At 71.3% G+C, this 23,028-nt stretch carries 27 protein-coding genes and 1 tRNA gene; 18 read left to right on the top strand and 10 right to left on the bottom strand.

Annotation, left to right across the window (positions count from 1 at the left end):
- The first annotated feature begins 4 nt into the window (after positions 1-4).
- On the top strand, positions 5-1,321 hold the full coding sequence (locus tag ACLQ3K_RS15145) for an MFS transporter (RefSeq protein WP_426000400.1): 1,317 nt from the start codon (positions 5-7) through the stop codon (positions 1,319-1,321).
- 164 nt (positions 1,322-1,485) lie between these two features.
- Here the strand turns inward: ACLQ3K_RS15145 and ACLQ3K_RS15140 are convergent, their stop codons facing one another.
- The 5 genes from ACLQ3K_RS15140 to ACLQ3K_RS15120 form a co-directional block, all read right to left on the bottom strand.
- On the bottom strand, positions 1,486-1,851 hold the full coding sequence (locus ACLQ3K_RS15140) for a GntR family transcriptional regulator (protein WP_224647811.1): 366 nt from the start codon (positions 1,849-1,851) through the stop codon (positions 1,486-1,488).
- Positions 1,848-2,762, bottom strand: a complete 915-nt coding sequence (locus ACLQ3K_RS15135) for a hypothetical protein (protein WP_426000397.1) — start codon at positions 2,760-2,762, stop codon at positions 1,848-1,850. The genes ACLQ3K_RS15140 and ACLQ3K_RS15135 overlap by 4 nt, the downstream gene beginning before the upstream one ends.
- A 3-nt stretch (positions 2,763-2,765) precedes the next feature.
- Positions 2,766-3,275, bottom strand: coding sequence for a hypothetical protein (locus tag ACLQ3K_RS15130; protein ID WP_426000396.1), 510 nt, complete (start codon positions 3,273-3,275; stop codon positions 2,766-2,768).
- A 201-nt stretch (positions 3,276-3,476) separates the two neighbouring features.
- A complete protein-coding gene (locus tag ACLQ3K_RS15125; protein ID WP_426000394.1) occupies positions 3,477-4,628 on the bottom strand; it encodes an MlaD family protein in 1,152 nt (383 codons plus the stop codon).
- A gap of 137 nt (positions 4,629-4,765) precedes the next feature.
- Complete coding sequence (locus ACLQ3K_RS15120) at positions 4,766-5,554, bottom strand: siderophore-interacting protein (protein WP_426000392.1); 789 nt, start codon at positions 5,552-5,554, stop codon at positions 4,766-4,768.
- 112 nt (positions 5,555-5,666) lie between these two features.
- On the opposite strand from ACLQ3K_RS15120, the gene ACLQ3K_RS15115 reads away from it, so the two are divergent.
- The 3 genes from ACLQ3K_RS15115 to ACLQ3K_RS15105 are packed head-to-tail and all read left to right on the top strand — an operon-like array spanning position 5,667 to position 8,370.
- The gene (locus ACLQ3K_RS15115; protein ID WP_426000390.1) at positions 5,667-7,046 is read left to right on the top strand and encodes a DUF2252 domain-containing protein; all 1,380 of its coding nucleotides are present in this window, start codon (positions 5,667-5,669) and stop codon (positions 7,044-7,046) included.
- A gap of 59 nt (positions 7,047-7,105) precedes the next feature.
- Complete coding sequence (locus tag ACLQ3K_RS15110) at positions 7,106-7,588, top strand: hypothetical protein (RefSeq protein ID WP_426000388.1); 483 nt, start codon at positions 7,106-7,108, stop codon at positions 7,586-7,588.
- 47 nt (positions 7,589-7,635) lie between these two features.
- Positions 7,636-8,370 (top strand): tyrosine-protein phosphatase, encoded by a 735-nt coding sequence (locus ACLQ3K_RS15105; protein ID WP_336670158.1) that lies wholly within the window; start codon positions 7,636-7,638, stop codon positions 8,368-8,370.
- Between the two features lie 9 nt (positions 8,371-8,379).
- On the opposite strand, the gene ACLQ3K_RS15100 is transcribed toward ACLQ3K_RS15105, so the two are convergent.
- Together ACLQ3K_RS15100 and ACLQ3K_RS15095 are read right to left on the bottom strand one after the other, a co-directional pair.
- Positions 8,380-8,838 carry a hypothetical protein gene (locus ACLQ3K_RS15100; RefSeq protein WP_224647819.1) on the bottom strand — a complete coding sequence of 153 codons (459 nt, stop codon included), beginning with the start codon at positions 8,836-8,838 and terminating at the stop codon, positions 8,380-8,382.
- 39 nt (positions 8,839-8,877) lie between these two features.
- Positions 8,878-9,948: a PQQ-dependent sugar dehydrogenase gene (locus tag ACLQ3K_RS15095; protein WP_426000386.1), complete on the bottom strand. Its 1,071-nt coding sequence runs from the start codon at positions 9,946-9,948 to the stop codon at positions 8,878-8,880.
- A gap of 69 nt (positions 9,949-10,017) precedes the next feature.
- Between ACLQ3K_RS15095 and ACLQ3K_RS15090 the strand changes: the two genes are divergently transcribed.
- From ACLQ3K_RS15090 to ACLQ3K_RS15080, 3 genes are all read left to right on the top strand, one after another.
- Entirely contained in the window at positions 10,018-10,491 is a 474-nt protein-coding gene (locus tag ACLQ3K_RS15090) for a hypothetical protein (protein ID WP_224647821.1), read from the top strand.
- A 72-nt stretch (positions 10,492-10,563) separates the two neighbouring features.
- A tRNA-Pro gene (locus ACLQ3K_RS15085) sits at positions 10,564-10,640 on the top strand.
- A gap of 101 nt (positions 10,641-10,741) precedes the next feature.
- Positions 10,742-11,464: an NAD(P)H-dependent oxidoreductase gene (locus tag ACLQ3K_RS15080; RefSeq protein WP_426000384.1), complete on the top strand. Its 723-nt coding sequence runs from the start codon at positions 10,742-10,744 to the stop codon at positions 11,462-11,464.
- On the opposite strand, the gene ACLQ3K_RS15075 is transcribed toward ACLQ3K_RS15080, so the two are convergent.
- Positions 11,459-12,070: a DJ-1/PfpI family protein gene (locus ACLQ3K_RS15075; protein ID WP_426000382.1), complete on the bottom strand. Its 612-nt coding sequence runs from the start codon at positions 12,068-12,070 to the stop codon at positions 11,459-11,461. The two genes, ACLQ3K_RS15080 and ACLQ3K_RS15075, sit on opposite strands and share 6 nt — an antisense overlap.
- 61 nt (positions 12,071-12,131) lie before the next feature.
- Between ACLQ3K_RS15075 and ACLQ3K_RS15070 the strand changes: the two genes are divergently transcribed.
- Together ACLQ3K_RS15070 and ACLQ3K_RS15065 are read left to right on the top strand one after the other, a co-directional pair.
- Complete coding sequence (locus ACLQ3K_RS15070; protein ID WP_426000380.1) at positions 12,132-12,572, top strand: nitroreductase/quinone reductase family protein; 441 nt, start codon at positions 12,132-12,134, stop codon at positions 12,570-12,572.
- Positions 12,573-12,624: 52 nt separating this feature from the next.
- Positions 12,625-13,290 carry an LpqN/LpqT family lipoprotein gene (locus ACLQ3K_RS15065; RefSeq protein ID WP_426000378.1) on the top strand — a complete coding sequence of 222 codons (666 nt, stop codon included), beginning with the start codon at positions 12,625-12,627 and terminating at the stop codon, positions 13,288-13,290.
- Here ACLQ3K_RS15065 and ACLQ3K_RS15060 read toward each other — a convergent pair.
- A complete protein-coding gene (locus ACLQ3K_RS15060; protein ID WP_426000376.1) occupies positions 13,280-13,849 on the bottom strand; it encodes a maleylpyruvate isomerase N-terminal domain-containing protein in 570 nt (189 codons plus the stop codon). The two genes, ACLQ3K_RS15065 and ACLQ3K_RS15060, sit on opposite strands and share 11 nt — an antisense overlap.
- Before the next feature lie 53 nt (positions 13,850-13,902).
- Here ACLQ3K_RS15060 and ACLQ3K_RS15055 point away from each other — a divergent pair, with 53 nt between their 5' ends.
- A complete protein-coding gene (locus tag ACLQ3K_RS15055) occupies positions 13,903-14,736 on the top strand; it encodes an alpha/beta fold hydrolase (RefSeq protein ID WP_426000374.1) in 834 nt (277 codons plus the stop codon).
- A gap of 7 nt (positions 14,737-14,743) precedes the next feature.
- On the opposite strand, the gene ACLQ3K_RS15050 is transcribed toward ACLQ3K_RS15055, so the two are convergent.
- On the bottom strand, positions 14,744-15,205 hold the full coding sequence (locus tag ACLQ3K_RS15050; RefSeq protein WP_426000372.1) for an OsmC family protein: 462 nt from the start codon (positions 15,203-15,205) through the stop codon (positions 14,744-14,746).
- A gap of 38 nt (positions 15,206-15,243) precedes the next feature.
- Between ACLQ3K_RS15050 and ACLQ3K_RS15045 the strand changes: the two genes are divergently transcribed.
- The 8 genes from ACLQ3K_RS15045 (at position 15,244) to ACLQ3K_RS15010 (ending at position 22,975) form a co-directional block, all read left to right on the top strand.
- On the top strand, positions 15,244-16,725 hold the full coding sequence (locus tag ACLQ3K_RS15045) for a M28 family peptidase (RefSeq protein WP_426000370.1): 1,482 nt from the start codon (positions 15,244-15,246) through the stop codon (positions 16,723-16,725).
- A gap of 68 nt (positions 16,726-16,793) precedes the next feature.
- A complete protein-coding gene (secA2, locus tag ACLQ3K_RS15040; RefSeq protein WP_426000368.1) occupies positions 16,794-19,100 on the top strand; it encodes an accessory Sec system translocase SecA2 in 2,307 nt (768 codons plus the stop codon).
- Between the two features lie 7 nt (positions 19,101-19,107).
- On the top strand, positions 19,108-19,731 hold the full coding sequence (locus ACLQ3K_RS15035; RefSeq protein WP_426000366.1) for a CDP-alcohol phosphatidyltransferase family protein: 624 nt from the start codon (positions 19,108-19,110) through the stop codon (positions 19,729-19,731).
- Positions 19,732-19,820: 89 nt separating this feature from the next.
- The gene (gene gcvH / locus ACLQ3K_RS15030; protein ID WP_224647836.1) at positions 19,821-20,225 is read left to right on the top strand and encodes a glycine cleavage system protein GcvH; all 405 of its coding nucleotides are present in this window, start codon (positions 19,821-19,823) and stop codon (positions 20,223-20,225) included.
- Positions 20,226-20,361: 136 nt separating this feature from the next.
- The gene (gene odhI, locus ACLQ3K_RS15025) at positions 20,362-20,802 is read left to right on the top strand and encodes an oxoglutarate dehydrogenase inhibitor Odhl (protein ID WP_224647837.1); all 441 of its coding nucleotides are present in this window, start codon (positions 20,362-20,364) and stop codon (positions 20,800-20,802) included.
- Positions 20,803-20,846: 44 nt separating this feature from the next.
- Positions 20,847-21,542: a MerR family transcriptional regulator gene (locus tag ACLQ3K_RS15020; protein ID WP_068525801.1), complete on the top strand. Its 696-nt coding sequence runs from the start codon at positions 20,847-20,849 to the stop codon at positions 21,540-21,542.
- Positions 21,543-21,625: 83 nt separating this feature from the next.
- A complete protein-coding gene (locus ACLQ3K_RS15015) occupies positions 21,626-22,144 on the top strand; it encodes a bifunctional nuclease family protein (protein ID WP_224647838.1) in 519 nt (172 codons plus the stop codon).
- 201 nt (positions 22,145-22,345) lie between these two features.
- On the top strand, positions 22,346-22,975 hold the full coding sequence (locus tag ACLQ3K_RS15010; RefSeq protein ID WP_224647839.1) for a MerR family transcriptional regulator: 630 nt from the start codon (positions 22,346-22,348) through the stop codon (positions 22,973-22,975).
- Positions 22,976-23,028: the final 53 nt, after the last annotated feature.

Raw genomic sequence — 23,028 nt, 5'->3', positions numbered from 1 at the left:
CGCCGTGACGGCGGTGGAGGTCCCGGCCGCGCCCGTACCGCGCCGCCAGGTGGCGGCGTGGTGCGCGTGGGACTGGGGGAGCGCCGCGTTCAACGCGGTGATGACCACGTTCATCTTCACCGTGTACCTGACCGGCGCCGTCGGCGAGGACCTCCCGGGCCCGATCAGTGCCACCAGCTGGCTGTCGTGGGCGATGGCCGCCGCCGGCGTGGTCGTCGCCCTGACCGCGCCGGTCCTCGGCGGTCGCGCCGACGCCGCGGGCCGGCGGAGGTTCTCCCTCGCCGTGTGGAGCGCCGTCGTCACGCTGTGCACCGCCGCGTGCTTCTTCGTGCGCGACGAGTACCAGTTCCTGTGGCTCGGCCTGCTGCTCCTCGCGGTGGGGACCGCCGCCTTCGAGCTGGCGAACGTGCCGTACTACGCGATGCTGCGGCAGGTCTCCACGCCGGAGACGATCGGCCGGGTGTCCGGGATCGGCTGGGCCTGCGGCTACTTCGGCGGGATCGTGCTGCTGCTGATCTGCAACTTCGGCTTCATCGCGGGCGACGGGCCGACCCGCGGATTCCTCGACGTGCCCACCGAGGGCGGGCTGAACATCCGGCTCGTGGCCCTGTTCGCGGCGGCGTGGTTCGCGATCTCCGCGCTGCCGGTGCTCTTCCTCGTGCCGGAGCTCCCCGCGGACCCGAGCGCGGCGCCCCGCCGCGGGATCGCCGGGGCCTACCGCGACCTGTTCGCGACGATCGGCTCGCTCTGGCGCGCGGACCGCAACGTGGTGTGGTTCCTCGTCTCGTCGGCGGTGTTCCGCGACGGGCTCGCGGCGACCTTCACCTTCGGCGCGGTGCTCGCGCACAGCGTGTACGGGATGAGCGAGTCGACGGTGCTGCTGTTCGGCGTGGCCGCCAATGTCGTGGCCGCGCTGGGTGCGGTGATCGCCGGGCGGTTCGACGACCGGATCGGCCCGAAGCCGGTGATCGTGACCTGCCTCGTGGGGATGCTGATCGCGGGGACGGTGCTGCTGTTCGTGAGCGGCGAGACCATGTTCTGGGTCTTCGGGCTCATGCTCACGGTGTTCGTGGGCCCGGCCCAGTCATCGGCGCGCAGCATGCTGGCGCGGATGACGGTGCCCGGCCGCGAGGGCCAGATGTTCGGGCTGTACCAGACCACCGGCCGCGCGGCCTCGTTCCTCGGGCCGCTGTTGTTCGGTGTCTTCGTCGCCGTCTTCGGCACCGACCGGGCCGGCATCGGCGGCATCATCGTGGTCCTCGCGCTGGGGCTGGTTCTGCTCCTGCAGGTGCAGCCCGCCCGCGACCGCGCGCTCGCCTGAGCGGTCACGGTTCGGCGGGGCCGAGGGCACGGGTGGCCGACTATCGAACCGGGATGTAGGCCGGATCACCGCGCTCTCGGATTCTGTCCACTATGGACACGCTGCCCGGCGTGGACGGGTCCGAGAGTCGCTCGGTTCGTGTGACGACGAGATCCGGCCGGATATCACCGGTGTACGGCGTCGATCGCCTGCTGGTGCGTGAAGCCCAGTTCCATGGCGGCGGCGAGATAATTGCGAGCCAGGCGGTGCAGGTCCTCGGTGGGCGGCGCGACGGTGGCGGTGGGCGGCGTGAGCACGTGCGTGCCGCGCCCGCGACGCGACTCCACCCAGCCCTGGGCCTCCAGGTCGCGGTACGCCCGCCCGACGGTGCCGACCGCCACGTCGAGGTCGCGGGCCAACTGCCGCAACGGGGGCAGTCGGTCGCCCGGCTGGAGCCCGCCCGAGGCGATCACGCCCGCGATCTGTCGCCGGATCTGCTCGTACGGCGGTAGCGGATCGTCCGAGCGGACCACGATGGCGGGCCCGGTCACGGCCGGACCTCCCGGAGGCGCACGGCCGCTGCGCCCGTCTGTCGGGTGCGAGTGGGGACGAGGAAGGCCAGGAACGCCCAGATTCCGAGGATGAATCCGTACGTTGCGCCCAGCGGGAATCCGATGCGCCCGATCCACCACATCGTGGAATCGTCCGACGAGTTCGCCACCTGCAGTGCTGCGAGGGTGAGAGACCAGCCCAGGACGACGAGGAGGAACCCGGTGGCCATGGCTGTCGCGGCGATCGTGCGGGTCGTGATCCCCACGCGCAGGGCGATGTCGAGCTCAGCCTGGTCCAGGGCGCCCCACCTCCGGGCGCCGAACATCGTGGCCACGGCGAGGATCGTCGACAGCACGATGGCGAGCGCGGCGGGGACGGCGTAGAAGGAGCCGGCGAACGGCGTCGTGATCTCGACGCCGCCGTATTCGCCGGGTGAGGCGAAGGCGCGGGAAAGACCGTCGTCGTCGGGCGAGGCCGTGGCGCAGCCGATCGCGGCGAAGGCCAACGCGATCACCACTCCGATCACGGTGGCTGCGAGGAGCTTCCTCGGAGCGGTGACGCCGATCGTCCGCGGCGAGAGCGACGCGATCCGGACAGATTCGCGCGCGCGAACAGTCGAACCGATGATTCCTGTGGCGACTCCGAGCCCGAGCTGGAGGACGATGAGCGCTGCGGGGAAGGCGAGGAGGAGCCCTCGACCGAGGCGGTCGTCGACGATGAGCACGATCGCCGCGGCGAGGGCCAGGACGGCAGCGAGGCCGAGGGCGATCGCGACTGAGCGAGAAGCCCGGCGCGCCTCCGGGGTGCGCGGCGCGGCGGCGTCCGTGGTCACCAGCACGTAGATCACGCGAATGATCACGGCGGCGATCGCCAGGGGGATGAGTGGCAGCAGGAAGATCGCTGTGAACATCGGTCACTTCTCCTTGGGGGCGTCGCGCCACTGGGACCGGAGTTCGGCGACGGGTGTCTCCGATGCGAATCGGGCTGTGTCGAAGGGGGCGGTGGCGATGCGGATACCGTTGTCGCTGTTGATGACCAGGAGGCTGCCCAGCTTGTCGCGCAGGCCGTCGGTGCGAGCGAAGGACCGCGCGAGGGTCGTGGCGCCGTCCCGGGTGCCGTCGGGGCCGACGCCGGGGCCGCACATCTCGATCGTGAGCGCGGTCCGTCCGTCCTGTGCCTGGTCGGCGCTGAAGGCGCCGCTGAAGTTGACGGGCTGGTCGAGCTCGGCGAGTCCTTGCCCCGCACGCTTGATGGCGGGCCCGATGCCCTCGTTGTAGACGATGAAGTTCTCGCCGGCGCACTCCGGCAGGGCGACCATCGAGCCGGAGACGGGGTACTTCGTCACCGTCGAAACGGCGCCGCAGCCGGCGAGGGCGAGGCCCGCGAGGACGACCGCGGGGGCGGCGATCAGGGAGCGACGCATTTTGACTCCTTGTGTCGTGTGTTTGATACAAGGAGTTGATCACGAGGCCTTGCAATGTGTCAACTGTTTGAAACAATCGGCGAGGGGGCGACGCCGTCGTGCGGCACGCTCTCGGATTCTGTCCGGGTCGGACAGCGTGTCCGGAACGGACAGGATTCGAGAGTCGTCCAGCAGCGCGATCGACCTCCCGGAAGGGGAGGGTCAGCGGGGCGTCGCGGTCGCGGATGCCGAGGGGGCCGCGGGCGTCGAGGACGCGGGCTTCGACGTCGCTCCGGGCTTCGCCGGCGTGCCCGGCTTCGCGGCCGTACCCGGCTTCACTGCGTCGACGCCGGGCGGCAGCACGGCGGCGACGGCGGGGTAGTCCACCGACAGGCGCAGGTTCAGCACCGGACCGTTCGGAGTGTTCGGCATGGCCTTGCGCACGTTGTCCATCAGCTGCGACAGCTGGATCCCCACGCCGGTCGCGCTGCCGTTCGGGAACGCGGCGAGGATCGGCTGGAGCAGGCTCACCAGCATCGGCGACGCGGTCTTCAGGCCCTCCAGCGCCTGCGGCGTGAGGATCGCCTGCAGCCCGGCGACGAGCCCGGTGCGCTCGTCGTTGAGCCCGTCCTGCACGGCGAGCGTCTTCTTGCTGTCGCCGTTGTGGAGCGGCTTATGGTCGAGGCCCGCCTGGAACGCCGGGATCATCGCGGCGAGCGCGGGATCGGCGGCCTGGAGGGCGGCTACCACCGTCGGGAAGGTCTGAGCGGTGGAGAGGCGCTGCGTGTCCTGCATCGTCTGCGCGACGCTCCCGAGTGCCGTGAGCAGCGGCAGCATCGCCTCCGACGAGGCGTCGAAGTTCATCAGCAGCACGCTCATGCGCGGCCGCAGGGCGTCGTCGTTCACGTCGCCGAGGGTGGTGATCATGTTCGACACCGTGTTGTCGGTGATCCGCCGCGTCGGGGCGAGCTCGGCGCCGTCCTGCAGCGCGCCGCCGCCCTCGTGCGGGGTGAGGATCACCTCGGAGACTCCGAAGAGGTTGCCCGCGGAGAACGCCGCCTCCACGTTGTTGGTGAGGCTGCGGCCCTGGGGGCCGTCGAGGCGCAGCGTCACGCCCTGCTGCGCATTGCCGAGCGACCGGATCTCGGTCACGGAGCCCACGTCGAGCCCCTGGATCCGCACCTTGGCGCCCTCGACGATCCCGGCGGCCACCGTCGGCGTGCGAAGGGTGAGCGTGAAGACGTCCTGCGGGCGCAGTGCCTGCACGCCCCACACCGCGAGGGCGAGAAGCGCCGCGCACAGGCTGAACGCGACGCCACGTCGCCGGAGCTGGGCGTGCGTCGGGGAGAAGCCGGGCACCGGTGCAAGATCCACAGATAGACAAATTATCCGTAGTTGTCTGAAATCCATGCTCCGGCACGGTGCATTGTGCCGACACTCACGTCGCGCACCAGCCTGTGACGGCCGTCACGACGGGCCTCGCGGTGGCACCGTCGCCTGCTTGGAACGCCCTAGTCGATCTGCCCGACCGGCGTGCGCTTCTCCGCCTGGAAGGCGTCCTCGGCGCGGCCGCGCGCCCAGTAGCCGGAGATCGAGAGGCGCTCGCGCGGCACCTGCAGCTCGCGCAGGACCTTGCGGATCGCCTTGATCGATTCGCGCTCGCCGTGGACGAAGACGTGCGTCGTGGCGCGATCCGCGGGCCAGTCCGCGACGGCCACCTGGCGCGCCAGGAAGTCGACGTCGGTCACGTCGGGGTTGACGGCCCACCGCACGTCCACGCCCGACGGTGCCGTCAGCGCGATCCGGTCGGCATCGCTCTCGACCTCGATGATCGCGGCGCCCCGCGCGTCGGCCGGAAGCGCCTCCAGGGCGGCAGCGATCGCGGGCACCGCCGAGAGATCGCCGGCCAGGAAGTGCCATGCGGCGGCGGGGTCGGGGGAGTACGCGCCGCCCGGCCCCATGATGGTGATCGTGTCGCCCGGTTGCGCGCGCCGCGCCCACGGGCCGGCCAGTCCCTCGTCGCCGTGGACGACGAAGTCGATCGCGATCCGGCGCTCGGCACGGTCGAAGGACCGCACGGTGTAGGTGCGGGTCGCGTCGCCGAAGGCGAGCTTGACGTAGGCGTCCGTGCTGGGCAGGCCGGGGAGTTCGGGGTCGCCGAAGGAGGCGAGACTCTCGCCCTCGGCGATCACGCGGACGAGGTGGGCGCCGATCGTCTCGGTGCGCACGACCGTGACCTCGAAGGTCGGCCGCGCGCGGCGGGCGGGTGCGGGAGCTGTGTCGGTACGCGATTCAGTCATGGCATCCACCGTACGCCTCAAAAATTAGGGTTACCTAATCGATGGATCCCGGCAGGGTTTTGCTATTCAGAACGCTCCGATACGGACGGAGCCGGGACTAGCATCTTCCACCATGAGCGCAGATGCCCCGAACGGCAAGGACCTTCGCAAGCGCGTCTCCCGGTCCGCCCAGGCGGAATTCACTCCGGACGGCCGCGACCCCGTCGACATCATCCGCGAGCAGAACAGCACCCGCATCCAGGAACTGGTGCCGGAGCGGATCTCCCGGATGCTGCACTCGCCGTTCTCCTTCTACCGCGGCGGGGCGGCGCTCATGGCGCACGATCTGGCGGGGGAGGCGAACACCGGGCTCACCGTGATGAGCTGCGGCGACGCGCACATCTCCAACTTCGGTCTGTTCGCCTCGCCGGAGCGGCGGCAGTTGTTCGACGTCAACGACTTCGACGAGGCGGGCAACGCGCCGTGGGAGTGGGACGTCAAGCGCCTCGCGGCGAGTGTGCTGATCGCCGCCCGCGAGAACGGGTACACCGAGGATCAGGCGAGCAGCGCCGTCGTCAAGGCGGCGGGGGCGTATCGGACCACCCTCGCGAGCCTCATGGAGCAGGGCGCCGTCGATCGCTACTACTTGTCCGTCGACGTCGACCGGCTCACCGCGCAGGCCGCCGACGACCAGCCGCTCAAGGACCTCATCGAGCAGACCGCGAAGAAGGCGCGCAAGCGCACCTCGGCGCGCATGGTCGAGAAGATCACCGCGACCAGCGAGGACGGCGAGCCGCACATCGTCGCCGACTCGCCCACACTGGTGCCGGCGCCGGCGAAGCTCGTGGAGGGCTTCGAGGGCCTCTACGCGCAGTACCTGGACACCATCCGCGCCGACGCCGCGCAGCTCCTCGGGCAGTTCCGCGTGCTCGACTGGGCGCTGCGTGTCGTCGGTGTCGGCAGCGTCGGCACCCGCTGCTTCATCGTGCTGCTCGGCCGTGACGTCCCGGGCGGCGGCACCGAGACCCTGTTCCTCCAGGTCAAGGAAGCCACGCAGTCCGTCCTGCAGACCTACGGCAAGCTCGGCCCGTCGACGATGCCGCCCCGCGCGCCGAAGACGGGCGCACAGGCCTGGCGCGTCGTCGCCGGGCAGCAGATCCTGCAGGCGCAGTCCGATTCCTTCCTCGGCTACACCCCGACGGTGCGCGGCAAGGACTTCTACTGGCGCCAGTTCCGCGACATGAAGGGCTCCGTCGCCCCCGAACTGCTCACCCATGACCAGTTCGAGAGGTACGGCCAGGCCTGCGCCGCGGTCCTCGCCCGCGCTCACGCGCAGTCGCCGGGCGCGGTCACCGCGTCGGGATACCTGGGCAAGTCGACGGAGTTCGAGGAGGCGGTCGCGACGTTCGCCACCGCCTACGCCGATCAGAACGAAAAGGACTACGCCGCAGTGCAGGCCGCGGTCAAGGCGGGCGTCCTACCCTGCGCCGAAGTGGCGGTCGCGCAGTCTTAGCGCGACCTTGACGGCGCCGGACCTTCCGCCTGCGCCGCGGCCCGCGTAGACCGGTAGACGTGACTCTGATGGAGGTTCTGCCCTCACTCGCCCGCGCCGGCATCGCCCGGTCCTTCGATCCCACGATCTGGCCCGAAGGCACCGCGATGGACGGCGACGAGGTCCTCATAGCCGGCGTCCCGGCGGCCGCCCTGGCCGCCGGCGGACCGTCGGCCTACCCCGTGGTGGTGAGCCGGATCAGCCGGCTCGTGCGCTCGGGCCCCGTGGTCCTGTGCGACGTCGCGGGGCAGCTGCCGCCGCACGCGCGGCTCGCCGACGTCGCCTGGTCCGGCGCCCGGCTCGCGGGGGCCCGCATGCGGCAATTGCTGGTGCGCGGGTCCGACGGTGCGCGGCTCGCCGCCCGCGTCGAGGTCCCCGTCGACGTCCCCGTGGACGCCCCGATCGCCCTGGCGCTCGCGCTGCCGCACGGCCTTGCTACCCCCGGTTCCCGGGCCTGGTGGCCCGCCGCGGACATGCACCGGAGCCTCGGGCGCCTGGCCTGAGCGACGTCACCGTCGGGCGAGCAGGCCCGGTCGATTAGGCTTCGTGCGTGCACAATTTCCGCGATGCCGCAGGTGCGGACGGCTACCCCGCCGACGGGGGCCGGATGCGCCGGGGCCTGCTGTTCCGGTCCAGCGCCCTCGACGCCGAGGCGATCGATCCCGCCCGCCTCGCGGAGGCCCGCCTGGCGGACGTCTTCGACCTCCGCATGACGGTGGAGGTGACCCCGAAGCCCGACGTCGTGCCCGACGGTGCGCGGTACGTGCGGCTCAACGTGATCGGTGACGACGTCGAGCTCGGCGCGCTGGATCCCAAGTCGCTCAAGGACGCCGCGGGCGCCCGCGAGCTGCTCTCCGACGTCTACCGCATGTTCGTCAGCGAGGAGAACGCCCGCGCGCAGTTCGCGGCGCTCGTGCGCGCGGTCGCCGACGAGGAGCGGCCGCAGGTCTTCCACTGCACCGCCGGCAAGGATCGCACGGGCTGGGCCGCGGCGGTCGTGCAGCGCATCCTGGGCGTCTCGCCCGACGACGTGATGGCCGACTACCTGCTGACCAACGAGTACTCCGCCGCCGTGATCGACAAGATCGCGGCCGGGGCCGCTGCCGAGCGGGGCGAGGCGATCGGCGAGGCCGCTCGGGTGCTGGCGGGGGTCTTCCCCGAGGCGCTGACCGCGGCCTTCGACGAGGCCGACGCCCGGTACGGCGGCTTCGACGCGTACGTGCGCGAGGGCCTCGGGATCGACGACGCCGTCATCGCCCGGCTGCGTGCGAAGCTCGTCGCGTAGCGCGGACTCCTAGCCGAGCTTGCGGCCGCGGGTCGAGAAGCGTCCGTCGTCCTGGGTGAATCCCGCGGAGTCGACGGAGCACTCCAGGCCGCCGTCGCTCAGCGCGGTGCACGAGGCGCCGTGCACCGACAGCCGGGCGCCCGCGGGTAGTTCGCGGGGGCGCTCCTGGACCGTCAGCGTGTCGAGGTAGCGCCAGCCGCGGTCCGTGACCTCGACGGCCTCGGGCCGGACGGTGCGGTTCTTCACCGTGATCCGGGTGCCCGCCGGCGCGGAGATCCCGCACCGCACCGTGGTGGGGTCCGCTGCGATGGTGCACACGCGCTTGCCGCCGTCGTAGCGGTACAGGAACGCGTACCCGCCCCCGTCGGTCCGGTAGCGGTCGGCGTCGACCGCGGGTTCCGCGGCCGCGGGCACGGCGACCACGAACGCGCCGGCGACCATCGCCGACACCAACAGGGCACGCTTCATGCACGCCACTGTAGCGCGCATGCACCGCGGCTAGCAGGGCTAACGGCCGCGCATGCGCACGATCCGGTCGTCGCCGGGGCGCGGATCGCCGCGCCCGTCGGTGTTGTTCGTGAGGATCCATGCGGAGCCGTCCGGCGCGCGCACCACGTCGCGCAGGCGCCCGAGGCTCGCGTGGTACTGCTCCGTCGCCGTGGCGGTCGCGGCGAGCGGGACCGTCCGCAGCCGCTCGCCGCGGAGGTTCGCGACGAGCAGATCCGCACCCACGACGGCGATCCCGCTCGGGCTGGCGGACGACGTCGACCACTGTTGCAGCGGGTCCACGAAGCCCTCGCGTCGCCCGATGCCCTCGACCTCCGGCCAGCCGTAGTTCGCGCCCGGGCGGATGAGATTGAGCTCGTCCCAGGTGTTCTGGCCGAACTCGCTGGCGTACAGCGCACCGTCGGGCCCCCAGGCCAGGCCTTGCGCGTTGCGGTGGCCCAGGCTGTAGACGAGGGAATCGGGGAACGGATTGTCGGCGGGCCGCGCCCCGTCGGGAGTCATCCGGAGGATCTTGCCGCCGAGCGCCCGCGGGTCCTGGGCGTCGTCGGGTCGTCCCGCGTCGCCGACGGTGGCGTACAACATCCCGTCGGGCCCGAAGGCGATGCGCCCGCCGTTGTGGATCGACGCCGCGGGCAGGCCCGTGAGGATCGTGCGCGCCGGCCCGAGCGTGCGCGCGCCCGCCGCGCCCTGCAGCGGCATCCGGACGATCCGGTTGTCCGTCGCGGTGGTGAGGTAGGCGAACAGGTCGCCGTCGCGGACGGCGATCCCGAGCAGGCCGCCTTCGCCGCGCGCCGCGACGCCGTCGATCCGGCCGACCTCGCGCGGCTTCCCGTCGACGATCTCCACGACCCGGCCCCGGTCCCGCTCGCTGACCAGGGGCGCACCGTCGGCGAAGGCGATCGACCAGGGCGCGTCGAGGCCCGTCGCGATCGTGTCGTCGAGCGCGGGCCCGGTGCTCGCGCTCGGCGCCGCGGTGTCCGACGGTGCGCCGCCGCCGCCGCCGCACGCTGCGAGCGAGAGCGTCGCGAGCAGCGCGATCGCAACGCCGCGGTGCCGGATCGGGGTGCGCATGGGTCCACAGTAGGGCGGAACGTCCGATTCCACCGGCGTTGCGACTGCGATCGGTGCTTGACTGGGCGCGTGGACGCGCTGACCGGATTCGCGGGCTGGATCCCCTTCGCCGAGCTGCCCTCGGCCGACGTGCCGCGCGGCCCGGGCGTCTACGTGGTCGTGCGGCCGTCCGACGCGCCGCCCGTCTTCCTGGACGTGTCGCCCGCCGGTCACTGGAAAGGGAAGGATCCGACGGTGCCCGTCGCCGAGCTCGAGCGGCGCTGGGTCGCGGGGGAGCGGGTCGTGTACATCGGCAAGGCGGGTGCCGGCCGTCGCGGGCGTCGCGGGCTGCGCAAACGGCTCGACGAGTACCGCCGTTACGGAGCGGGCGAGCGCGTCGGGCACTCGGGCGGCCGCCGGATCTGGCAGCTCGCAGACCACGGCGACCTGCTCGTCGCGTGGTGCGAGACCGCGGACGACGACGCCGCACCCACCGAGAGCTCCATGCTCGCCGCCTTCGCAGCGCAGCACGGGCGGCTTCCCTTCGCCAACATGCGGCGCTGAGCCTCGCGTGCAGGCGATTTCTCCTCCGCGCGAGGCATGGGGTAATCTCCTACAGCACCGCGAGAGCGGCCACGGGCTGTGGCGCAGCTTGGTAGCGCACCTGACTGGGGGTCAGGTGGTCGCAGGTTCAAATCCTGTCAGCCCGACCAGAAGTCCCGAGACACGCAGTGTCTCGGGATTTTTCGGTTTCCGGGGCAGGCCGCTCCGGTGCCGATGGAATCCCCGAGCGCCGCGCGGGGTTGGCCCTGACATGGGCGACGAACGGGAGAACGCGCACGCACTGTGGGTCTTCGCGCATCCTCGAGGGGATTCCCTGAACGCCACCCTCCGCGACGCGGGGGTGGAACGGCTCCGGGCGGACGGCTGGTCGGTCGACGTGGCCGACCTGTACGCGGAGGGCTTCGACCCGGTCCTGGTCGACGAGGGCGGCGCGGACGTCCGCGCGGAGCAGCGCCGTCTCCTCGCCGCCGATCTCGTGGTGCTGCAGTTCCCGCTGTGGTGGTACGGCCCGCCGGCGATGCTCAAGGGCTGGATCGATCGGGTCTTCGAGCGGGGCTTCGCCTACGACGTCCCGGATCCGGCCACCGGCCGCAACCGCAAGTACGGAGACGGGGGCCTCGCCGGCCGGAGGGCGCTGGCCGTCGTCACCGCCGGCGACCGGGCGAACTCGATCTCGCCGCGCGGGATCAGCGGCGACGTCGAGGACCTGTTCTGGCCGCTCCTGCATGGCACCTTCTGGTACACGGGCATGGAAGCGCTTGCACCGCAACTGATCACGGACGTGCACGGGATCGACGCCGACGGTGTGCGTCGCCTCGCGGACGGTCTCGCCGAGCGGCTCGGCACCGTCGGGACCGAGGAGCCGATCCCGTACCTGCCCATGACGGACGAGTACTACGACCATTCGATCGCCCTGCACCCGCACGTTGCGGCGGGGCTGGCGGGCGGGCCGGCGCACAGGCACCGGTCATAGGCCGTGCAGCGCCGCGAACGGGTCCTGCGTGGAGTCCGTCCGGTAGTCGAGCTCGGCCATGCCCGTCGCCTCCGCGGCCACGTCGTCCCCGTAGAGCGCCCGGATGAGGGCGACCGTCATGTCCATCCCCGCGGCCACGCCCGACGAGGTCCAGCGGTCGCGGTCCTCCACCCAGCGGGCGTGCGGCACCCACTCGACGGTGCTGCCGAAGGTCTCGACCCAGCGGAAGGCGTACTTGTTCGACGTCGCGCGGTAGCCCTCGAGCAGGCCCGCCGCCGCGAGCAGCGCGGAGCCGGTGCAGACGGACGTCACCAGCCGGGCAGTGGTGCCGTGGCCGCGCAGCCAGGCGAGGAAGGCCTCGTCGGTGATGACCTCGCGCGTGGCGAGGCCGCCCGGGACCAGGGTGATGTCCGGCGCGGGCGCCGCGGCGTAGGTGTGGTCGGCGTTGACCGTGACGCCCTGAGAGCTGCGCACGGGCGCCTCGCCGGGGGCGAGGAAGGTGACCGCGAAGTGCTCCGGCAGAAGGCCGAACAGCTCGACGGGGCCGAAGACGTCGAGCAGCTCGAAGCCGTCGAACAGGACGATCTGCACGGAGCGCGGCGCCATGCCCCGACCGTACGGGAACCACAGGCGGGCGCCCCGAGGGCCGACCGGGCATGATGACCCCATGAGTCTTTCCGACAAGGTCACCGAGCTCGGCGCGTGGGGTCTCGAGAACGGGCACCGCGCCCTCCTCGCGATCACGGGCGGCCGCTTCCCGAAGCGCGTGCTCGGCATGCAGACCCTGGAACTGCACACCATCGGCCGGAAGTCCGGGCAGCGTCGCTCGACGATGCTGACGGCGCCGATCTACGGGCCCGACCGCGTCGTGGTGGTCGCGTCCAAGGGCGGGCACTCGGACAACCCGGACTGGTTCAAGAACCTGGCGGCGAATCCCGACGTGGAGATCACCGTCGACGAGGTCACGAGCCCGTGGACCGCCAAGGCCGCCGACCCGGCCGAGAAGGCGCACCTCTGGCCGCAGATCACCAAGGCCTACAGCGGATACGAGGGCTATCAGAAGCGCACCGACCGCGACATCCCCGTGGTGGTGCTGACCCCGCGCTGACGCATCGCCGTTTCACCCGTATCGGTTCGAGGCGCGGGCTACCGTTCCGGACATGACGAATCAGCGTGTGAAGAAGTTCGCCACTGCGTTCGCGGTGCCCGCGGCCGTCGTTCTCGGCGTCACCGGGTGCTCCCAGTCGACGGGCGGCGAGCCGGTCGCAGCGGGCACCCCCTCCTCGACGGCGGTGGCGACGTCGGCCGCCTCGACCGCGGCCAGGCCCGGCGAGTGCGCGCCGGTGTCCGGCCGCGTCCTGACGCTGCCGACGAAGGCGGCGGGGGAGCCCACCCTCGGGCTGCCGCAGCCGACCGGATGGGAGCGGGAGACCTCCCAGGACTCCGACGTGATCCGCGGCGCGATCGTCAACAAGGAGCTGGTCAGCGACGCCTTCGCCGCGAACGCGGTGATCACGCTGGAGAACGCCAAGGGCATGACCGCCCAGCAGGCGCTCGACTCCCAGGTGGACTCGCTGCGCCAGGGCCTCAAGGTCACGGGCCTGCAGCCCGTGCCGGGCACCCTCTGCGGCTACCCGAGCACGACCGTCACGTACACGATGCCCGGCAGCACGCCGAACCATCAATCGACCACCCTCGCGGTCTCCATCCCCGACGGCGTGACCCTGTGGTCGGTCACCATCACCGTGCAATCCAAGATGCCCGACGATCCGCTCTACCGGCGCGACGCGCAGGCGATCCTGACGGGGCTGCAGATCACGAAGTGAAGTGAGGATCCCGGCCGATGAAGGCCATCAGCGAGGTCACCTCGTCGGTCCCGGCCGGCACCGGGATCGGCGCGCCGAACTGCCCCGACTCCTGCAGCATCGGCCCCATCGACTCGAGGCCGCCGTGCAGCGCCTTCGCGAACGCCGGATCGAGATCCGGGGTGATGCCGTTCGAGCGACCCAGATCCCAGGTGTGCATGAAGACGTCCGCGGTGTAGAACTGGTCGACCAGCGCGTCCAGCGGCTTCTCCCCGAACATCTGCGTGGTGAGCACCCGCGAGGCGTCCGGCGCGTCGAGCAGGGCCTGGACCGCCTCGGTCAGCTGGCCGAAGGCGGCCGCCGGCTCCGCCGCGTCCGACGGGGCGCCGGGCAGCTCCACGCCGTTCATCGCGAGGAACCCGGGCAGCCACTCGACGAGGTGGCCGACCACCTCGCGGGCCTTCCACTCGGGGACGGGCGTCTGCGCGTCCCAGTCGGTGATCGCGCCGGCGACACCGGCGAAGGTGGCCGCGGCGGCGCGGTGCCGTTCGGCGGGGGAGAGCGTGCTGAGTTCGGTCATGGCGCCACTCTGGCACGGGCCACCGACAGGCGCGTGGCCTACCGTGAACATCCGTGACCGAACACCTGAGCATCCCCACCGCCGCGGGCTCCTTCGACGCGATCGTCGCCGGCCCCGAGGACGGACGTCCCGTGCTGTTCCTGCACGGCTTCCCCGAGGCCGCGATCGCCTGGCGGCACCAGGTCGCGGTGTTGGGGGAGCGCGGATTCCGTGCGGTCGCGGTCGATCAGCGCGGCTACTCGCCGGGCGTGCGGCCCGAACGGCCCGCCGAGTACGGGATCTCCGAGCTGATCGGCGACGTGGTGGCGATCGCCGACGCCCTCGGTTGGGAGCGGTTCGACCTCGTCGGGCACGACTGGGGCGGCGCGGTGGCCTGGTGGACCGCCACCGACCACCCGGACCGGCTGCGCTCGCTCGCCGTCGTCTCCACGCCCCATCCGGCCGCCCTCGCCGTCGCGCTGAAGACGGACGAGGACCAGGCCAACCGGTCGCGCTACATGACGGAATGGCGCGCCACCCCGGCCACGGAGAACGCCATGCTCGCCGACGACGCCCGCGCGCTGCGGCAGATCTTCGGGCGCGACGTGCCACGCGACTCGGTCGACGACTACGTCCAGCGCCTGCAGGAGCCGGGCGCCCTCACCGCCGCCCTGAACTGGTACCGCAGCGGCCGCCCGCCGGCCGCCCTCGGCACCGTCGACACCCCGGTCCTGTACGTCTGGCCGACCGAGGACGTGGCCTTCGGCGACGTCGCCGCCCTCGGGACCGCCGCGCACTGCAGCGGGCCGTACCGGTTCGAGATGCTCGAGGACGTCTCGCACTGGGCGCCCGAGCAGGCGCCCGAGGCGATCACCACGATGCTGCTCGAGCACCTCGACGCGACCTGAGTGGGCCTTATCCGGGAACGATCTCCGGTGCATGCGTCACCGGACAGCTGAGCGACGCCGCGATGTAGCACTGCTCGCCCGCCTCGTGATGCAGCGCTCGTGCCAGCTCGGCGTCGGCGCCCGGGGCGAGGACCACCCGCGGCCGGAGGTCGATGGAGGTGAACCGCCCACCGGCGCCGGGCGTCTCGACCATCGTGCCGACGGCCGCGTCCACGTAGTCGAGCACCACGACGCCCCGCAGCGCGCACAGCGCGAGGTACGAGAGCATGTGGCAGTTCGCCGCCGCCGCGACGAGGAGCTGCTCCGGGTTCCAGAGCGCGGGGTCGCCGCGGAAGTGCGGGTCCGCCGAAGCGGTGATCGACGCCGCCGCTGCGGAGCTGAGCAGGTGTTCCCGCGCGTAGGAGCGGTAGTCGGCCGTGCCCTCGGGCGAGGACCATTCGACTTCGACGGAGTAAGTGTGCTCGTTCACCCCGCAATCGTCCCCCTGTTGTGTATCTAATGGGGAGCATGTTGCACAGGCGAAAGAAGTCCACCACCGTCCGGGTCGTCAGCGCGCTGGCGGCCGTGAGCCTCGTCGCGGCGGGCTGCGGCACGTCGGGCGACGACGCGGCGTCGTCGAGCACGGCCGCCGGGTCCTCGTCGAACGCCGCGCCCAGCAGCGTCGACCGCCCCGCGCCCGCGGGCGGAGCCGATGACGCCGGCGCCACGGAGAAGGCCCGCGCGCTCGCCGACGCGGTCACGCTCGACGGTGCGGTCAAGCACCTGGAGGCGTTCCAGGACATCGCGAACCGCAACGGGGGCAACCGCGCCCTGGGCTCGCCCGGCTACGAGCAGAGCGTCGAGTACGCCGAGAAGGTGCTCCGCGACGCCGGCTACACCCCGCAGCGCCAGGAGTTCTCGACGGCCGTCTGGTCCGCGTCCAAGGTCGACGTGCAGGCCGCCGGCGCGCCCGTGAAGGCCGCGGCCCTCTCGTTCTCGGGCGCCACCGAGGGCACCGTCACCGCCAAGGCCGTCGTCACCGGCACGCAGGGCTGCACCGACGCCGACCTCGCCAAGGTCACCGCGGGCTCGATCGCGGTGGTGCAGCGCGGAAAGTGCACCTTCGGCGAGAAGTACAAGGCCGCTGCCGCGAAGGGCGCCAAGGCGCTCGTCATCACCAACAACCAGGCCGGCGACTGGAAGGGCGGCACGCTGGGCCTCGACGACGGTGCCTCCATCGCCGTCGTGGGCGTCGCGCAGGACGCGCCGATCGCCGACGGCCAGGACATCACGCTCACCGTCGACGCGAAGACCCAGAAGGCGAAGACCTGGAACATCCTCGCGGAGACCACCAAGGGTGACGACGCCAACGTGCAGATGGTCGGCGCGCATCTCGATGGCGTCACCGAGGGCCCCGGCATCAACGACAACGGCACCGGCTCCGCCGCGGTCCTGGAGACCGCCGCCAAGCTCGGCGCGAACGCGGACGTCAAGAACAAGGTCCGCTTCGCGCTGTGGGGCGCGGAGGAGGAGGGCCTCGTCGGCTCGGAGCACTACGTCAAGGAGCTGAGCGAGGAGCAGGCGTCGAAGATCAAGCGCTACCTCAACTTCGACATGCTGGGCTCGCCCAACGGCGGCTACTTCACCTTCGACGGTGACGGCTCGTCCAAGCTCGACGGTGGCGCCGGCCCGGCCGGCTCGGGCGTGATTGAGCAGGTCTTCCGGAACTACTTCGCGTGGCGCAACGTGCCGGTCGAGGCCTCCGCCTTCGACGGCCGCTCGGACTACGGGCCCTTCAAGGAGGTCGGCATCGCCTCCGGCGGCATGGACACGGGCGCGGACGGCAAGAAGACCGAGGAGCAGCAGCGGCAGTGGGGCGGCACCGTCGGCGACATCTTCGACCCGAACTACCACAGCCCGCGCGACACGATCGAGAACGTCAACCGCGACATGTACCGCATCGCGCTCGGCTCGGTGGGCTTCTCCACGGCGTACTTCGCGGCACTCTGACGCACCGGTAGTCTCGACTGCGCAAGCGGTCGAGTGATTCACAGTGCGTGATGTAGTGCGGAGGTCCGGTGGGCAGGTTCAGCAACAAGATGTGGAAGGTGCTCGGCGCGCAGAGCACACGGAACCAGTCCCGGTCCGTCGCGCTGATCGAGCAGTCCGCCGCATTCGACGAGTGGGCGCAGGGGCTCTCCGACGACGAGTTCCCCGACGCCGCGCTGGCGCTGGACGTCTACGCCGCCAAGTCGGGCGATCGCGCGAAGTTCATCGCGATCGCCCGCGAGGGCGCTGACCGTGCACTGGGGCTGCGTCCCTTCGACGTCCAGCTGCAGGGCGCCGACCGGCTGCTCGAGGGCGACGTCATCGAGATGGCCACCGGCGAGGGCAAGACCCTCGCCGGGGCCGTCGCCGCCGCGGGCATGGCCCTCGCCGGCCGCTCCGTGCACGTCATCTCGCCGAACGACTACCTCGCCCGGCGCGACGCGGAGTGGATGAAGCCCTTCTTCGACCTGCTCGACGTCACCGTCGGCTACGTCGCCGAATCGTCCACTCGTGAGGAGCGGCGCGCGGCCTACGCCAAGGACGTCGTCTACGGCTCGGTCAACGAGATCGGCTTCGACGTGCTCCGCGACCAGCTCGCCACCCGTGCCGAGGACCTGCTGTCGCCGAAGCCCGACGTGGCGATCGTCGACGAGGCCGACTCGGTGCTGGTCGACGAGGCGCTCATCCCGCTGGTGCTGGCCGGTTCCGTCAGGGGCGACGTGCCGCAGGCCGCGATCATGGAGGTCGTCGCCCGGCTGCGCGAGGGCAAGCACTACGAGATCGATTCCGACGGCAAGTCCGCGTTCCTCACCGACGACGGCGCGAAGCTGGTCGAGGAGGAGCTCGGCGGCATCGACCTCTACTCCGACGCGCACGTCGCGTCGACGCTGCCGCAGGTCAACATCGCGTTGCACGCCTACTCGCTCGTCGAGCGCGACGTGCACTACATCGTGCGCGACGGCCAGGTGAAGCTCATCAACTCCTCCCGCGGCCGCGTCGCCGAGCTGCAGCGCTGGCCCGACGGCCTGCAGGCGGCCGTCGAGGCCAAGGAGGGGCTCTCGCAGACCGACTCCGGCGAGGTCATCGACACGATCACGGTGCAGGCGCTCCTGCAGCGCTACGCCCTGGTGTGCGGCATGACCGGCACCGCGATCGCCGCCGGCGAGCAGCTGCGCCAGTTCTACGACCTGGGCGTCTCGCAGATCCCGCCGAACACGCCGACCGTCCGGGTGGACCAGCCCATGCGGGTCTACGACAACAAGGGCAACAAGGTCGCGGGCATCGTCGACTACGTGCGCGAGGTGCACGAGACCGGCCAGCCGGTGCTCATCGGCACGCACGACGTGGCCGAGTCCGAGGAGCTCGCGCACATGCTCAAGATCTCGGGCGTGATCGCGACGGTGCTCAACGCCAAGAACGACGCCGACGAGGCGCGGATCATCGCCGATGCCGGCACCAAGGGCGCGGTCACCGTCTCGACGCAGATGGCGGGCCGCGGCACCGACATCAAGCTCGGCGGCCACGACGCCGGCGACGAGAGCCCGGAGCACGACGAGGTGGCAGAGCTCGGCGGCCTCGCCGTCGTGGGCACCGGCCTGCACGACACGGAGCGCCTGGACCAGCAGCTGCGCGGCCGCGCCGGCCGTCAGGGTGACCCGGGCACGTCGGTGATCTTCGCGTCGGTCGAGGACCCGATCGTTGAGCGGCACCTGCCGCGGGGGCGGCCGCCGGGCGGCGCCGACCCCGAGACCGGCGAGTTCCCGCACGGCAAGGCGGCCGACCTGCTCGATTCGGCGCAGCGCGTCGCCGAGGGCGGGATGCTGGAGACGCACGCCAACACCTGGCGCTACAACCAGCTGGTCAACCAGCAGCGCGACCTCGTGATGGCGCGGCGGCACACCCTGCTCACCACCGACCGGCCGCTCACGGACTTCGCCGAGTTGGAGCCGGAGCGGCTCGCGGAGTTGCGGGAGGCGGGGATCTCCGACGAGGTGCTGGAGCAGGCGGCCCGCGAGGCATTCCTGTACCACCTCGACCGCACCTGGGCGGAGCACCTCGCCTTCGTCTCCGAGGTGCAGACCACGATCCACCTGCGCGCGCTGGGCCGCCAGTCGCCGCTCGACGAGTTCCACCGGCTCGTGATCGAGGAGTTCCGCAAGCTCCCGGACGAGGCCGTGGGCCGCGCCCGGGAGACGTTGCGGGAGGCCGAGATCAGCGAGGACGGCATCGACCTCGACGGCGCCGACCTCGGTCGCAACACGCTGACCTGGACCTACATGGTCCACGACAATCCGTTCGCCACGAAGGGCATGGCGAACATGTTCGGAATGATCTGAGCGGGACGTGAACGAGACCGGGGGATCCGCACCCGAGGCCGGCGCACCGTCGACCCCGGGGAAGCCCCCGAGCCCGCTCAACGTGCCCAACGCGCTCAGCGTGCTCCGCCTCCTCGGCGTGCCGCTGTTCCTGTGGCTGCTGCTGGTGGAGCACAGCGACGCCTGGGCGCTGGTGGTGCTCATGGTGTCCGGGTTCACGGACTGGCTCGACGGGAAGCTCGCGCGGCTGCTGAACCAGCAGACGCGGCTGGGGGAGCTGCTCGACCCTGCCGCGGACCGGCTCTACATGATCGCGGTCCCGATCGCCTTCGGCATCCGGGGGATCCTGCCGTGGTGGGTGATCGGTCTGCTGATCGGCCGCGAGGTGGTGCTCGCCGGGACGGTGCCCTTCCTGCGCAGCCGCGGCATCACCGCGCTGCCGACGCTGTACCTGGGTAAGGCCGCGACCTTCGCCCTCATGTACGCCCTGCCGATGCTGCTGGCCGGCACCTTCGACAACACGCTCGGCGCGAGCATGCACCCGCTGGGCTGGGCGTTCCTCATCTGGGGCCTGGGCATGTACTGGTGGACCCTGGTGCTCTACTGGTGGCAGACGGTGCTCGTGGTGCGTGACCTGCCCCGGGTGGGGTAACCGGGGGGTGTGTTGCTCAATCATCGTGTCGCCCACTAAGTTGTAACCCGCTGCGCGGCCCCGCTCAGCCCTCGCGAAAGGACATCACGTTGAGTGCCAGCTTCCCCGGAGAACTGCTGTACACCCCCGATCACGAGTGGCTGCTGAAGAAGAGCGAGACCGTGGTGCGGATCGGGATCACCGATTTCGCGCAGGATCAGCTGGGTGACGTGGTCTTCGTGCAGCTGCCCGAGGACGACGCCGAGGTCGCCTCCGGCGATTCGTTCGCCGAGGTGGAGTCCACCAAGAGCGTCTCCGACATCTACGCACCGCTGTCGGGCACCGTCGTCGCGATCAACGGCGAGCTGGACTCGAGCCCCGACCTGATCAACTCGGATCCGTACGGCGAGGGCTGGATCGTGGAGATCGAAGCCGCGTCTCCCGAGGACCTGGAGACCGCCCTGGGCGAGCTGCTCGACGCCGATGCGTACAAGGCGCTGACCGCCGAGGCGTGATCGCCTTTCCTTAGAACGGCTTTAGAGCCGACGAATCCGGCCGCCTCCGAGGCGCCGGGCGCGGTACCGTGGACCGTACGTCCATCAGGTGTCGTGAACTACAGACCTGTGCAGTAATCACTGACGAAGGAGCGATGTGAGCGAGAACGACAAGGGCAACGAATCGGCCCCCGTTGAGACCACTTCGGTGTTCCGCGCCGACATCATCCGCGAGATGGACGCCTCCGGCGGACCCGAGAGCGACGCGCCCGTCCAGGGACTCGACAACCTCCCGGCCGGCGCGGCTCTGCTCGTGGTGAAGCGCGGCCCGAACGCGGGTTCCCGCTTCCTGCTGGACCAGGAGACCACCTCCGCCGGCCGCCACCCCGACAGCGACATCTTCCTCGACGACGTGACCGTGTCGCGTCGCCACGCGGAGTTCCGCTCCGTCGAGGGCGGCTTCACCGTCGTCGACGTGGGCAGCCTCAACGGCACGTACGTCAACCGCGAGCCGGTCGACGCGTCGCCGCTCGCCCACGGCGACGAGGTCCAGATCGGCAAGTTCCGTCTGGTCTTCTTCGTCCCGGCGGCCGGCTGACCCCTGTGACGGCCCCACGCCAGGAACCGGCGGCCCCGAGCGCGATGTCGATCGGGGCCGTCCTCGAACGTCTTCGTGACGAGTTCCCGGACGTGACCATCTCCAAGATCCGATTCCTCGAGTCGGAGGGACTGGTCACGCCCGACCGGTCCCCGTCGGGGTACCGGCGGTTCTCGCCGAAGGATTGCGAGCGGCTCAAGTACGTGCTCACCGCGCAGCGCGACTACTACCTGCCGCTGAAGATCATCAAGGAGCAGTTGGACGCGCACGATCGGGGCGAGGCCGTCGAGGGCCCCGCTCCGCGTGCGCCCCGCGCGCTCGCCGCGGTGTCGTCGAAGACGGCGCCCGCCACCGACTTCTCGGCGCGCCGGCAGACCCGGATCAGCCGCGCCGACCTGCTCGCCCGCTCCGGGGCCGACGAGGCCTTCCTGCGGGAGCTGGAGCGCTCGGCGCTGCTCACCTCCGGCAAGGCCGGCTTCTTCGACGAGGACGCGGTCGCGCTGGTGCAGGCCGCCAAGGCCCTCGCCGAGTACGGCCTCGAGGCGCGGCACCTGCGCGCCTTCAAGACCTCGGCCGACCGCGAGGCCGGCCTCATCGCCCAGATCGCCAACCCCGTCGCCCGCGGCGGCGACGCGGGTGCCGCCGAGCGCGCGGCCGAGCTGGTGCGCGAGCTGGCCGCCCTGTCGGTCACCTTCCACACCCAGTTGGTGAAGGCCGCCGTCAAGGACGCGGTGCGCTGACGCGGTCAGGGGGCGCGGCTCGCTTCGCTCCCCGAACCGGGCGTCGGCGCTCGATCCCGCTGCCGCGCCGGTAAGCTGGAACCATGATCGAGATGACCGTCGCGGGCATCCGGATGGACCCGCCGCAGAACGATCCCGTCCTGCTCCTCCGTGAGGTCTCCGGCCCCCGGTACCTGCCCATCTGGATCGGCCAGGGCGAGGCCACCGCGATCGCGATCAAGCTGCAGGGCGTCGAGCCGCGCCGCCCGCTCACGCACGACCTCATCGTCGACCTGCTCGAGACCCTGGGGCGCTCGGTCACCGAGGTGCGCATCACAGGGCTCCAGGAGGGCACCTACTTCGCGGATCTCGTGCTCGACGGTGACCAGACCGTCTCGGCCCGGCCGTCGGACTCCATCGCCATGGCCGTGCGGCTCGAGGTCCCGATCTTCGCGGAGGAGGAGGTGCTCGCCGAGGCGGGCCTCCTGCTCCCGGACGAGGAGATCGCCTCGGAGGCAGACGAATCCGGCGAGGAGCCGCCCGCCGACGAGGAGGTCGAGGCGTTCAAGGAGTTCCTCGATTCGATCTCCGCGGACGACTTCAAGGCGCCGGGCGAGTCCTGAGTCCGGGGTGGATCGGGTCGGGCCGCGAGGTCACGATTCGATCTCGACCTCAACTTCAACTTGAGGGTGTCGGTGTGTCGCGTTGATTCGGCGCTCTCCGGGCCCTAGCGTTCACGCCGAACACCGCGGAAATGGCACCGAGGGAATTACACCGACGGCCTCCACGCGGGAGGCGTACTCTCAGGAGTGCGCACGGACCTCATGAGGGAGACGGCAGTGACCGATCAGGACGGCACCGGGCAGAACACGCCGCAGGCGGACAACGCCGTGGGCACCCAGGGCTCGCTCGATGACATCGCCCCGGGCCTGTTCCCGAACGACACCATCCCGGACGAGCTGCTCGGCTACCGCGGCCCCAGCGCCTGCCAGATCGCCGGCATCACCTACCGGCAGCTCGACTACTGGGCCCGCACCTCGCTCGTGGTGCCGTCCATCCGCAGCGCGGGCGGCTCCGGCACCCAGCGCCTGTACTCCTTCAAGGACGTGCTCGTCCTGAAGATCGTCAAGCGCCTGCTCGACACGGGCATCTCGCTGCAGAACATCCGCGTCGCCGTCGACCACCTCCGCCAGCGCGGCGTCGAGGACCTGGCGCGCATCACCCTCTTCTCCGACGGCACCACCGTCTACGAGTGCACCAGCGCCGAGGAGGTCGTCGACCTCCTGCAGCACGGCCAGGGCGTCTTCGGCATCGCCGTCTCCGGCGCGATGCGCGAGCTCACCGGCACCATCGCCGACTTCCCCGGCGAGCGCGCCGACGGCGTGGCCGCCGAGGCCGCCCCCGAGGACGAGCTGGCCTCGCGCCGCCGCAACCGCGCCCGCGCCACCGGATAGTCGCCCTCGAGAAAGTCGTTCGCCCCGGCACCGTCCCGGGGCCTAGCGTGTGC

It is taken from the genome of Tsukamurella sp. DT100 (assembly GCF_049844855.1).
Taxonomy (GTDB): Bacteria; Actinomycetota; Actinomycetes; order Mycobacteriales; family Mycobacteriaceae; genus Tsukamurella.
This window is presented reverse-complemented; position numbering and strand designations above follow the sequence as displayed.

Bases quoted from the DNA above. Each gene is read 5' to 3' on its own strand.
- ACLQ3K_RS15135 (WP_426000397.1), bottom strand. From the start codon at position 2,762: ATGTTCACAGCGATCTTCCTGCTGCCACTCATCCCCCTGGCGATCGCC.
- ACLQ3K_RS15130 (WP_426000396.1), bottom strand. From the start codon at position 3,275: ATGCGTCGCTCCCTGATCGCCGCCCCCGCGGTCGTCCTCGCGGGCCTC.
- ACLQ3K_RS15120 (WP_426000392.1), bottom strand. From the start codon at position 5,554: ATGACTGAATCGCGTACCGACACAGCTCCCGCACCCGCCCGCCGCGCG.
- ACLQ3K_RS15115 (WP_426000390.1), top strand. From the start codon at position 5,667: ATGAGCGCAGATGCCCCGAACGGCAAGGACCTTCGCAAGCGCGTCTCC.
- ACLQ3K_RS15100 (WP_224647819.1), bottom strand. From the start codon at position 8,838: ATGAAGCGTGCCCTGTTGGTGTCGGCGATGGTCGCCGGCGCGTTCGTG.
- ACLQ3K_RS15095 (WP_426000386.1), bottom strand. From the start codon at position 9,948: ATGCGCACCCCGATCCGGCACCGCGGCGTTGCGATCGCGCTGCTCGCG.
- ACLQ3K_RS15080 (WP_426000384.1), top strand. From the start codon at position 10,742: ATGGGCGACGAACGGGAGAACGCGCACGCACTGTGGGTCTTCGCGCAT.
- ACLQ3K_RS15075 (WP_426000382.1), bottom strand. From the start codon at position 12,070: ATGGCGCCGCGCTCCGTGCAGATCGTCCTGTTCGACGGCTTCGAGCTG.
- ACLQ3K_RS15070 (WP_426000380.1), top strand. From the start codon at position 12,132: ATGAGTCTTTCCGACAAGGTCACCGAGCTCGGCGCGTGGGGTCTCGAG.
- ACLQ3K_RS15065 (WP_426000378.1), top strand. From the start codon at position 12,625: ATGACGAATCAGCGTGTGAAGAAGTTCGCCACTGCGTTCGCGGTGCCC.
- ACLQ3K_RS15060 (WP_426000376.1), bottom strand. From the start codon at position 13,849: ATGACCGAACTCAGCACGCTCTCCCCCGCCGAACGGCACCGCGCCGCC.
- ACLQ3K_RS15045 (WP_426000370.1), top strand. From the start codon at position 15,244: ATGTTGCACAGGCGAAAGAAGTCCACCACCGTCCGGGTCGTCAGCGCG.
- ACLQ3K_RS15020 (WP_068525801.1), top strand. From the start codon at position 20,847: ATGTCGATCGGGGCCGTCCTCGAACGTCTTCGTGACGAGTTCCCGGAC.
- ACLQ3K_RS15015 (WP_224647838.1), top strand. From the start codon at position 21,626: ATGATCGAGATGACCGTCGCGGGCATCCGGATGGACCCGCCGCAGAAC.
- ACLQ3K_RS15010 (WP_224647839.1), top strand. From the start codon at position 22,346: ATGAGGGAGACGGCAGTGACCGATCAGGACGGCACCGGGCAGAACACG.